Origin of the sequence: Sphingopyxis sp. (assembly GCF_041916015.1) — a bacterium.
GTDB lineage: Bacteria > Pseudomonadota > Alphaproteobacteria > Sphingomonadales > Sphingomonadaceae > Sphingopyxis.
In genome coordinates, this window is the sequence record NZ_JAYSAH010000016.1 from 1 (window position 1) to 10,494 (window position 10,494).

Sequence of the window (10,494 nt, forward strand, 5' to 3'; positions counted from 1 at the left end):
GATCGATCCGCAGGTCGGCGTCTCGAGGAAGCTCGCGAAGCTGCAGCGCTCGAAAATGCCCAAGGGTACCAAGGGCGCGACCGCGAAGGTCAGCCGTTTCGAGCAGCAGGCCCAAAGGCTCGGCATCGAACATGAAGTGGTCAAGCTGGAAAAGGGAGTCGGGAAGGAATGACGCCTGCGCCCTACCGACGCGATGAACCTGGTCGAGCTGGCCGCCCTGGACCATTACGCTGCCGAAGGCTGGGCCGGTGCTGCGACCGAGGGTGGGCTGATGCTCACCTTGATCAAGGCGGCGTCATTCGATCCTCTTCCGCCACGCCATTCTGACACATTCGTCGAGGCGCTTTATGCGCAGAATGTGTCATTTTCCGAGGATCGATTTGATCGCGACCAACTCCTTGGATCGATAGGCGGCGCCACACGCAAACAAATCGAGCGGAACTGGGCGATCATTGCGGCAACTGCGGGGGAAACGCCGGCGTTTTATTCGGGCGTCACGCGGGACCACGTCCTCGGCCTCTTTGATTGCCTGGGCACCACGAGGCTGCGGGAGATTGTCAAACGGCGTTCAAAAGGGACCCCCGATCGGCGTCGAAGAGGGACCCCCTTTGAGGATATGCTGAGGGTTTGTTGAAGATGGCCTTGCGCTGCGTGCGGCGGAGGGCGGGCGTAGCCCGACCGGAGGCGCGCGCAGCGCAAGATAGATTTTTGAAGGCGCCGAAGGTGGCGGTCAGCTGCGGTTTTTGAAGCGCCAGCTGTCGTTGCCCGTCTCGATGATATCGCAGTGGTGGGTGACGCGGTCGAGCAGCGCCGTGGTCATCTTGGGATCACCGAAGACGGTAGGCCACTCGCCGAAGGCGAGGTTGGTGGTGATGATGACGCTGGTGCGCTCATAAAGCTTGCTGATGAGGTGGGACAGCAACTGCCCTCCCGAGCGTGCGAACGGCAGATAACCGAGCTCGTCGAGCACGATCAGGTCGAGCCGCGACAGCTGCGCCGCCAGGATCCCGCCCTTGCCGATCCGGGTCTCCTCTTCGAGGCGTGTCACCATCTTCAACCAAGCCAGCGCGTGTAAGTCGTCGAAGTGAGCGTTCAACATCCCAAACAATCTCTTCGATCCGTTGAGAAATTTCGAATGCTGACTTGAAGTGGATCGTCTCGAGCGATCTGAGAACAAGGTCTTCCAACTCGAGATCGTAATTGGGCTCCTCGTTGCCGCTTTCGAAACGATGGCACCAGATGATATGGTCACGCCAGAGGATGAAATGGCTTCGGCAACCACCGTCGCGCCAGACCGAGGGATAGAGCGAAAGCGTCCCGCGTCGCTGGTCGAGGTGCCAAGCCTTCCCCGCGCGGGGGTCAAGGTTGATCGAGAGCGTATCGCCGCATCCGTCGGGACATTTGAGGATTAGCGAGCGCAGTTGGCCGCGGACGACGACGGCGGTATCGCCGGGCGCCTCGAGCAGGGCTTCGGCCTCGTCTCGATACTCGCCGGCGCCGCGCCAGCGCAGTCTGCGTGCAGGACGAGTCATGATTTTTCTCCTCCAAGATCGGCAACAAGCGCGGCGGCGAGGCGGTAGCCATGCGCCCGCCGGGCGCGGTCGCCCGGCGGTCCGTCGTTCCACTGGCAACGGCGGAGCAGCTGGACCGCCACCGCGGTCTGATATTCGCCGGGGCAGCATGGGGTCGCCCGCGCGAGTTCGCGGATATGCTTGACGGCCGTCGCCATCCACGCGCGCGCATCGGTCGGACGGCACGGCGCGACCGCATCGATGAAGGCTGCGGGCGCATAGAGCCGATCGACGACCGCCTTCCATTCGTCGTCTTGGTAGCGTTCAGGATCGTCGCCACTCGCCAGTTCGAAGGCGAACCAAGTCTCGAGCGCCGCGAGATCGGTGCAGCCGGGCGCCCGGCAGACCGACGCGAGATCGATGAGGATCGCATGGCTTCCGCGCACGCGGACATTCTCGCCATGAAGGTCGCCGTGAACCGGCGCTATCCGGTAGCGCTGGTCGAGCCCTTTCAGCGCCGCATGAAGGTCGGCGGGGGTCTGGAGAACGCCATGCTCGGCGGCGCGCTCGACATATTCGTCGGCTATCCGCTCCGGGTCCCAGATACCGGCGGAGCGCATGGCCTCGGCGATCGATCCCGTGAGCGGCTCGCCCGCAAAGGCTTGATTGCTCCAGCCGGCGAGCGCTTCCTTGAACAGCGCGGTGATCGCCGGACCAGCGAGGCCCCGTTCGGCGAGGGCGCGGAGCGATTCCGAATGATCGACGAAATTGCCGACGAGAAGGCTTCGGTCGCTGCCACACACTAGGGCCTCGATGTTCGGCCGCATGAGGAAGGGAATAAAGCGTGCGGCATAGTCCCGGTAGTTCGCATATTCGCGCTCGATCTTGTCGCGGCGGTCGAGCTTCGCGAATGCAGGCTGCGGCCAGACGCCGGCGTTCGATCCCTCGACCACCATATGGACGGCGAATACCCGCGCATCGGACCGCCCGCCCGCGAGCTGGACGAGGCGGATTTCGCGGCAATGCGCGAAGGCGCGCTGGAAGAGGATTTCGTCGTTCTTGCGCAGCTCCTCGCGGCCGCCTTCGACAGCGATTTCGAGGTCGAGCCGCGGCACCGGGCCCGCGTCGTGCCGCGCGATCGCTTCGGCGAGTCGGTGAAGCTCGGGACTGGTGTGGAAAAAGACGCCGGGCAGTCCGGCGAAGCGTGCGAGCGCGGGTTGGACGCGTCCCATTGCCGCATCGCCTCCGGCAACGATGTCGACGCGCAGGCCGTGATCCACGAGCCGCGCGATGTCGCGGACAGCGAAGGCGAGTAGCGCGTCATCGACCGCGGGCCCGAAGTCAAGGACGGCCCCGCAGGCCTGTTCTGCATCGTGCGGCAGGCGGGCAGGGTCGCCTTCGGCCCAGACCAGTCGCCGCGCCGCGAACTCGTGTGTGGTGGCGGGCAACGGCGCTGCGCCGAACCACAGCAGCTTGCGGCGCTCCCTATCCATGCGAGCCGCCATTCCGGCGCACGGGCAGCGGCCAGCTCGCTGCCTTGGCGAGCGCGCCGTTTGCCGAGCAGGTAACGCAGCCGGGGCGGAGATCGGCCGCCATCAGGCGCACCACACCCTGGATACCGTCGTAACGCTGATAGCGGGCGTTTGCGGGCGTGCCGGTGACTGCGCCCAGGAACATCGTCACAGCGAGCGAGGCCATGCTGCTGTTCAGCGACACGACGGCAGGCTGCGGGACATGCGCGCCGGTAACATAGGGGTCGGCGGCGCGCTGCTCTGGGGTGAGCATCTCGCGGCGGATCTGCTCGGCGTCGAGCGCGCCGGTGCAGCTGAGGCAGGCAAGCCCCGGGGCCAGCATCTGCGTCCGTCCGGTGATGTGAGTCACCGCGCCGGCGGCAACCGTGATGCTGACCCCCATGTCGATCGCTGGCACGAGAAACTGATAGGCGGCTTGGCATATCACCGCGCGGCTCGCGTGCGAATCAGTACAGAGGAAGATGAAGTCGAAAGCGCCGATCCGCTCAACATGCCGGGCGTCGACGATATCGCCGACGATCGGCTCGACCCGCGCGCCGGGATGGATCGCAGCGACCATGCGGCGCGCGATCTCGACCTTTGGCTGTCCGATATCGGCCGGGGTCGCGCCGATCAGCCGATTGAGATTACTCTCCTCGACGCAGTCGGGGTCGATAACTGTCAGGTCGGTGGCGCCGAGATGAGCGAGCTGCTGGATGGTCGCCGAGCCGGTACCGCCGGCGCCGACGACGAGGATGCGCAGCCGCGCGATCCGCGCCTGGCCGGCCGCCCCAAAGGCGCGGACCTGGCGGTCGTGGCGCGCCGCCGCGCAGTCCTTGATGCCGGGATCGTCGATCCGCACGAGGTCGCGGCCGACCGTCCAGAGGTCGACGGGCTCGCCAAGGCCTAGGCGGCGCGCGCGCGCGCCCTCGGGGCCCATGACCATCGCCAGCGGCGCGACATCGCGTGCGCGGCGGTCGAAATAGGCCTTGAGTTCGGCTTCGCCGCGGTCGTCGATCTCCGAGAAATCGGGGAGTCCGCTGGCATCGGGATGCGTGTGGATGAAGACGGGACTGAGACCTGCGCGGCGAGCGCGGTTCGCCGCGTCGAGCACCGCCGCGGGGCGCAGCGTCGCCGACACCCGGTCGCGATGCTCATAGGCGGAGGCCGATGCAGGTTCTGCGCTTTCGAGCACCCAGCGCATCGCCGCGGGGTCGTGGCGCGCATAGCCGAGCGCGCAGCGCTCGGTAGACCTGTCCGCGAGCAACGCATCGCGGAGACCGGCATAAGCGGCGTCGGTCAGGCGGAGGCCGCTCATTGCGGCCTCCGGAGCCGGTCGACGATGACGTTCATCCAGCTCGACAGCGTGTCGCGGTTCGGGTCCCACGGTCCCGTGAGGTGCCACGAGAACCACAGGCAGAGGATACTCGCCTCGGGGATAGCATTGTCGGCACCCGCATTCTGCGGCGGGTTCCCGTTCGCGAGGCGCAGGTCGTTGTCGGCCCAGAAGCAGTCGAGAGCGGCGAATGGATAGGCGGGCGGCACGAGAAAATGAACCATTGTGCTTGCTTTCGACCAGCCTGGCGGGAGCGGGATTGCCGGCACGCTCACCAGCACCGTACCGCTCGGCAACTCGCGCGTCTCGGCGGCGGCAAAGCGCTCCCCAAGATCGCGGAGCTGCCGTTCGAGGACCGGCGACATCAGCCGAAGTTTGCCTTGGGCACCGACGAGAAGCGGCGCGCGGGCTTGACGTCGAGATTGATCGCCTCGTCGTCGGCGACCGGACGGTCGGGGTCGTTGCCATGGCCTTCGAGTACGAGATCGTGCCCCGGATCCCAGTCAGGCACGCGCGCCTTGATCTGGAGGCCGGTGAGGTGGCGCTGGTCGGTGTCGTAACGGGTGCCGTTGACGAAGAAGTGGTACGTCTTCGCCCGCTTCGCGGTGATGAAGCGCTCGATCCCCGGCCGCGTGAGGTCGACGCTCGCGCCCTCGGCGACGATTTCGTCGGTGCCCCCGCGGACCTCGAGAAAAACCGCTTCGTCGTTCGCCGCGCCAGCGAGGAAGCGGAGTTCGGCCTCAGACACCGCCGTCGGGCCCCATTTGATCTCGCGATCGTTGGCGAAGAAGCGGAAGATGCGGTCGCCGGTGAAGGCGATGAAGTGCTCGGTGTTCTTGGCGCGAAGGTCGAACGGCTCGTCGAGGCGGACGTCCTCGAACGAACCGTCGGCGAGAATCGCATAGAGGCTGAACGCTTCGGGCGGCCGGTGACCGGCCTCGGTGAGCAGTTGGCGGCCGAGGGGGACCGGATCGGCGATCCGGAGGGTCTCGAAGTCGATACCGTCGAGCGCGATTTCGGCCTTTTCGCGCTTGCAGATTGCAGTGTTTTGAGGGTTCGCCATGGCGATCGTCCTTTTCCAGCCGGGCAGCGAAATGCCGCCCTCAATTCATGAAATCGGGCGAGCGACGCGAAACCGGCAAAGAGATCGCGATTTTTTTTAACGTCGGCGGGCGCCGTCAGTCAGAGGCGGGCGCCGGGCAGATGAACAGGAAAGCGCAGCGGGCGCAGGTGAACTCACTTGGTTCGGGCGGGAAGCGACCAGCGCGGATATTGGCGACCGCCGCGTCGCAGTCGGCGATACGCTTGCGGTATTTGGCATCTGTCTGCGCGACGTCGAGGACTGCTCCTGACGAGAGATAATGGGTTTCGATGCGCGTGGCCGACCCGAGCTCCTCGGCCACCGCCTTCAACTGGATCGTCGCCGCGAGCCGGTCGGCATCGGACGTCGAACCGCGGCCAGAGCGCAAGTTGCGGACCACCGTTCCGGTCCCCGCGGACACCACGCGATCGGCGGTGACGCTGACGCTCTCGCCTCCGATCATGGTTGTGAACACCGCCTTGGCTGCCGACTCTCCAGCAGCGGCGCTGTGGAGACGGCCGAGCATCGTTTCTGTCAGCCGCCGATAGCCCGAACCGAAAGGATGCGCCGCGAGGCCGCTGTCGGCCCAGGCGGCATCGAAGAGCCGAGTCGCCTCGGCCGCATCATAGTCACCGGCGTCCGCGAGGCCGCGGACATACCGGATGACCGTCTGCAGGCAGGCATGCGCCTTGAGGAAGGCGCTTTCGCGCGCATAGCCGCCGAGGCCGAGCACGCGTTCGTAGAAGAAGCGGCGCGGGCAGGCGGAATAGCGTTCGATATCGGTCGCGCTGAGCCCGGACGGCGCCGGTGGATCGAGGATCGGCGCGTAGCTTGGCAGCGGAAAGCTGCGTGCGACAGGCGCGGGCGCAGCGGCGATGCTTGCGGGGACGCGCGCGAGAAAGCGCGAGGGACTGGCGTTGCGGTCGCCGCGCTTGGTCGGGCGATAGAAATGGAGACGCGAGCGGGCCCGCGACATCGCGACATAAAGGATGCATTCTTCCTCCGCTTCGTGTGCATCGCTTTCTTCGTCGAGCTCGATCATGCCCGGCGGCGGCGGGCAGGCCGGGCTGCGGTTCGGGGCCGGTAGGGCGCCCGCATAGAGGCTCGGCAGATGGACGGCGTCGAATTCGAGGCCCTTGCTGGCGTGGATTGTCATCAGCCGGACTCCGTCCAGCGCATCGAGCTCGGGGGGAAGCTGCCGCAGGTCGCGCTCGTCGGCGAGAAGGATCATGTGCCGGATCCGGTCGAGCGCGCGGCGCACCGGCGTGCCATGGCTCGTCAGCGGCATCGCGCGCAGCGCATCGATCAGCTGACGCACCGCCACACGGCGCATGTCGTCGGAGGGCGACTGGCCCGAAAGCACCGTGTGGACATAGTCGCTATGCTCAAAGAGGAAGCGGCTGACGAACAGCCAAGGCGTCGTCCCCTGATGCGCGTCGTGCAGATGTGCGGCGAGCTGTGTCAGCCCGGCGCGGCCCGCGGGCGAAAGCGACGCGACGGTCTCGAGCCGTTGTAGCATGTCGAAGACGCGCGTTTCGGCAGCGCAGGCCTCTTCGATCAGCCGGTGGCTGTCGGCGAGGGGTATCGCATATTCGGGGAAGGCGCCGACGCGCACGAGTCCCGTCCCGCTTGCATCGACGAGCAGCGACAGGAGCGAGAGAAGGTCGCGGATTTCGGGGCGATCGAAGAGCGGGCCGAGATAGAGGACGGGGACGCCGCGCGCCTCGAGCGCCTCGGCGACGCGCGCGAGCGTGCCGTTGCTTCGTGCGAGAATCGCCTGCGATCGCAGGCCGAACCCCTCGGTTTCGAGCCGACGGACATTGCCCGCGAGCGCATCCATCTCGGCTTCGGGATCGTCCAGTTCGAGAAGCTCGGGTTGTACGCCGCTCGCCGCCGCCGCGGCGTCGAGCGCGGCCGGTCCGGCATAGTCCGACACCAGCATGCCGGCCCCGAACTTACTATAGGCGCTGACGATCTCGGGGGTCGAGCGATAGTTGGTGGTGAGCCGGTCGCGCTCGCCGCCCGGATAATCTTGGCCGAAGCGTTCGATGTTGACGGCGGCTGCACCTCGGAAGCGGTAGAGCGATTGGCGGGCGTCGCCGACCACCCATAGATTGTCGCCCTTGCCGACGAGCTCGCTGACGAGCATCGCGCTCGCGCGGTTGATATCCTGATACTCGTCGACGAGAACATGCGTAAACCGGCTCCGCATCCACTCGGCGAAGTCGGTGTCGCTGCGCATCCGGAGCGTCGGCTGCATGATGAGGTCGCCATAATCCATCGCGCGCAGCGCACGCAGGCGCTCGTCATAATGTTTGTAGACGACCGCGACCTCGGCGGCCTTTTCGGCGGCGAGCCGCTCGGCGTCGTTGCCGGCCGCCTCGCGCATCGCCTCGGCGAGCTCGGCATAGCGTGCGGGCGAGCAGAGTTCGTCCTTGGCGCGCGATATCGCGCGCATAATGTCGCGCAGCGTCAGCGCTGGCTCGAACAGGTTAAGATAATGGACGAGATCGAGTGCGGGCAGCGCCTCCTCCATCATCGCGATCGCTTCACTGGTATCGACGACGCGCGGATCTTCGGGGACGTCGAACAGCTTATGATGCTTGCGGACGGTATCGAGTCCGAAGCTGTGGAAGGTCTCAGTGCGAATATTGATCGCGCGGTCGCCGGCAAGGTCGTGGACGCGCTGAGCTAGCTCCTGCGCGGACTTTTTCGAGAAGGTAAGGGCGAGCAGGTTGTCCGCCGGCACATCGTCGGCGAGCAGCCCGGCGATGCGCCCGACGAGCGTCTTGGTCTTGCCGGTGCCGGGCCCGGCCCCGAGGAGGAAGGGCGTGCCGCGGTGCGCGGCGGCGCGCTGCTGGGCGTTGTTGAGGTCGGCCGCGGCGCCGAGCGAACCCTCGTCGGACGCCGCTGCGATGTCCGGCAGCAGGATGCCGTCGGCCAGCTGCTGGAGCACGGTTTCGTAGGCGATGATGAGGCGCTGCGCGATGTGCGACGCGCGAGCACCTTCATGGAAGAGCTTCCTGGCTAGCGGGCGGGGGAGCAGATATTCGCGGGCGAAGGCGTTTGCCTGCGCCTCGCGCCGTTCCTTGATTCCGTAGGTCTCGATCCGCTGGCTCGGATCGCCTCCATTTTCCTCGCGGCGCTGGAAATACCCGGCCTCGGGTCCCTCGTGCATGACATGGTGGCCGACTTCGTGCGCGATGACCTCGGCCTCGACATCCTCGCCTAGGCCCTCTCGCAGCAGGATCTCGCGATATTTGCGGACGAGCATGCCGATCGCGCCCTCGAGTTCGGGGTCGCCGGGCTCGAGCTTGCGGATCGTCAGTCCGCGTTCCTTTGCGGCGGCACGGGCCGCCGTCGGGGCATCCATGTCGTCGCTCACCCCTGCTGCTATCCGCAGCGCAAGGGCCCGCGACCGCACTGCGAGGAACGGGTCCATGTCAGCTGCCGGCGCTGCGGAGCCAGAAATCCTTCTCGTCGTCGGACATCTGCGACGTGCGGACCGCTTCGGCGAAGCTGATCTTGCCGGCAGCCGTCTTCGGGCCGCCCGGCGCGAAATAGTCGGCGCCCGCCGATACCGGCGCGCCGCCGAGATAGGAGAAGAGCGTCGCGATATCGCTGCCGAGGCTCCATGCGAGCCAAGCCAGCAGCTTGCCCGGCACGGTCAGCGCGTCGATGAGTCGCTTCTCGAGTTTGCGAAGGATGCCGATGTCAATCCGGCACTCGGCGACGATCCGTTCGATCGCGGGAAAGTCGAGGTCGGCGAAGGGGTCGGCGGCGGGTGGGAGAGGTTTGGCCCAGAAACGCTCCAGCGCGGCGCGGACGCTGGCGGACGGAATGTCGGGCGGCGCCCGGTCTTCGGCGTCGTCCTCGGTGGAAGGCGCGAGCGCGATCCATTCGGTTGCGAACGCCAGTATTTCGCTGCGATATTGCGGATGCGCCGCAGCAAAGGCGACGACATCGCCGCGCCCGGCTTCGGCGAGCATGTCGTGAAGGTCGGCGAGAACGGCGTCGCGCTCGCTCGAACGGTCGGATGTTGCAGTCATGGTTTTGGGTCCTTGATGTCGCGAAGCTTCTCCCGGGCTGATTTCAGCCGGTAGCCAACCTTGCGAACGGAACATTTCATCTCCTGCGCAGCTTCTTTCTCGATCAGCCCGAGCCCGTCGACATAGATCAGGGCCTGCCCTTCTTCGAGCGTCAATTTGGCCATCACGCCGGCGAGTTCGCTCCTCGCTTCGACCGGCGTGAGCGCCCCCCGGTTGAGCCGGCCGGCCATGGCATCGACGACGTCCTCGCCGTCGATCTCTTCGGACAAGGCAAAGTCCTCCGTCGGAAGCTCGGTCTCGATCCGTAGCTTGAGATAGGCGCGCGCATCGAGGTAGAGGCACTCGACGGCGCGCGCGAAGCTCATTTCAAAAATGTCCATTCGCTCGGTTCCGAACCATTCGAAGACCTTGTCCTGTACGAACTCGTGCGCCCGTTCGTGCCAGTGCTCCGGAATATCCAAGAGACGGCGGCGGCCGGCCCGCTCGATGCGTGATAGGAAGGCAAGAAGCATTGCATCATAGCTTGGCGAACGTCCATTCGGGCGAAATCGCCGAAGGAAGAATGCTAAAGTCTGAGGCGCGAAATGGCCGTTTGCCGCCAACTCGAATGCCCGGTGGAGAGGGAGGTTAAGTGCGGCAGCGATTTCGGTTTCGATACGATTGGGGCGAACATACAAAATACCTTTCTTCGTTTTTCCCGTGAGCGGGGGAATCGCGCCCTGCATGTGATTGTCAGATTTCATACAGTGTTCATCTCATCGGTTCAGGAAACACAAAACGGAAAAGAAAAAAGTGATCAAATCTCTGCTAAGCGGACGATGCGTAGAGGGTTTGGGCGACCCGATAGCGGGCCCGGCGAGCAAGCTTGTTAGGGTCAGGACCCATTGATTTGCGGTAGCGATTATGATTCAGGCGACCACGAAGGAGCCTGAATTTGAGCGATTTATTCTGGCTGACGGACGAGCAGATGGCGCGTCTCCAGCCCTATTTTCCAAAGAGCCATGGC

At 65.6% G+C, this 10,494-nt stretch carries 8 protein-coding genes and 2 pseudogenes; 1 reads left to right on the top strand and 9 read right to left on the bottom strand.

What is annotated here, in order from left to right:
• Window positions 1-193: 193 nt before the first annotated feature.
• Entirely contained in the window at window positions 194-634 is a 441-nt protein-coding gene (locus tag ACE3SL_RS02435) for a hypothetical protein (RefSeq protein ID WP_374524173.1), read from the top strand.
• Window positions 635-730: 96 nt separating this feature from the next.
• On the opposite strand, the pseudogene ACE3SL_RS02440 reads toward ACE3SL_RS02435, so the two are convergent.
• The 9 genes and pseudogenes from ACE3SL_RS02440 to ACE3SL_RS02480 all read right to left on the bottom strand — a co-directional run.
• Window positions 731-1,051: pseudogene (locus tag ACE3SL_RS02440) on the bottom strand (ATP-binding protein); the annotation flags it as partial.
• A 193-nt stretch (window positions 1,052-1,244) separates the two neighbouring features.
• Window positions 1,245-1,532, bottom strand: a pseudogene (locus ACE3SL_RS02445) (DUF6527 family protein); the annotation flags it as partial.
• The gene (locus ACE3SL_RS02450) at window positions 1,529-3,004 is read right to left on the bottom strand and encodes a hypothetical protein (RefSeq protein ID WP_374524174.1); all 1,476 of its coding nucleotides are present in this window, start codon (window positions 3,002-3,004) and stop codon (window positions 1,529-1,531) included. The pseudogene ACE3SL_RS02445 and the gene ACE3SL_RS02450, both read right to left, overlap by 4 nt.
• Window positions 2,997-4,340, bottom strand: a complete 1,344-nt coding sequence (locus tag ACE3SL_RS02455; RefSeq protein ID WP_374524175.1) for a ThiF family adenylyltransferase — start codon at window positions 4,338-4,340, stop codon at window positions 2,997-2,999. The genes ACE3SL_RS02450 and ACE3SL_RS02455 overlap by 8 nt, the downstream gene beginning before the upstream one ends.
• On the bottom strand, window positions 4,337-4,723 hold the full coding sequence (locus ACE3SL_RS02460) for an E2/UBC family protein (protein ID WP_374524176.1): 387 nt from the start codon (window positions 4,721-4,723) through the stop codon (window positions 4,337-4,339). Before ACE3SL_RS02460 ends, ACE3SL_RS02455 begins: the two co-directional genes overlap by 4 nt.
• The gene (locus ACE3SL_RS02465) at window positions 4,723-5,421 is read right to left on the bottom strand and encodes a multiubiquitin domain-containing protein (RefSeq protein WP_374524177.1); all 699 of its coding nucleotides are present in this window, start codon (window positions 5,419-5,421) and stop codon (window positions 4,723-4,725) included. The genes ACE3SL_RS02460 and ACE3SL_RS02465 overlap by 1 nt, the downstream gene beginning before the upstream one ends.
• Window positions 5,422-5,536: 115 nt before the next feature.
• Window positions 5,537-8,824, bottom strand: coding sequence for a UvrD-helicase domain-containing protein (locus ACE3SL_RS02470; RefSeq protein ID WP_374524178.1), 3,288 nt, complete (start codon window positions 8,822-8,824; stop codon window positions 5,537-5,539).
• A gap of 58 nt (window positions 8,825-8,882) precedes the next feature.
• The gene (locus ACE3SL_RS02475) at window positions 8,883-9,488 is read right to left on the bottom strand and encodes a hypothetical protein (RefSeq protein ID WP_374524179.1); all 606 of its coding nucleotides are present in this window, start codon (window positions 9,486-9,488) and stop codon (window positions 8,883-8,885) included.
• Entirely contained in the window at window positions 9,485-10,231 is a 747-nt protein-coding gene (locus tag ACE3SL_RS02480; RefSeq protein WP_374524180.1) for a hypothetical protein, read from the bottom strand. Before ACE3SL_RS02480 ends, ACE3SL_RS02475 begins: the two co-directional genes overlap by 4 nt.
• Window positions 10,232-10,494 lie beyond the last annotated feature (263 nt).

What these genes read in the sequence shown, in the direction of transcription:
- ACE3SL_RS02435 (WP_374524173.1), top strand. Translation starts at nt 194, where the DNA reads ATGAACCTGGTCGAGCTGGCCGCCCTGGACCATTACGCTGCCGAAGGC.
- ACE3SL_RS02450 (WP_374524174.1), bottom strand. Translation starts at nt 3,004, where the DNA reads ATGGATAGGGAGCGCCGCAAGCTGCTGTGGTTCGGCGCAGCGCCGTTG.
- ACE3SL_RS02455 (WP_374524175.1), bottom strand. Translation starts at nt 4,340, where the DNA reads ATGAGCGGCCTCCGCCTGACCGACGCCGCTTATGCCGGTCTCCGCGAT.
- ACE3SL_RS02460 (WP_374524176.1), bottom strand. Translation starts at nt 4,723, where the DNA reads ATGTCGCCGGTCCTCGAACGGCAGCTCCGCGATCTTGGGGAGCGCTTT.
- ACE3SL_RS02465 (WP_374524177.1), bottom strand. Translation starts at nt 5,421, where the DNA reads ATGGCGAACCCTCAAAACACTGCAATCTGCAAGCGCGAAAAGGCCGAA.
- ACE3SL_RS02475 (WP_374524179.1), bottom strand. Translation starts at nt 9,488, where the DNA reads ATGACTGCAACATCCGACCGTTCGAGCGAGCGCGACGCCGTTCTCGCC.
- ACE3SL_RS02480 (WP_374524180.1), bottom strand. Translation starts at nt 10,231, where the DNA reads ATGAAATCTGACAATCACATGCAGGGCGCGATTCCCCCGCTCACGGGA.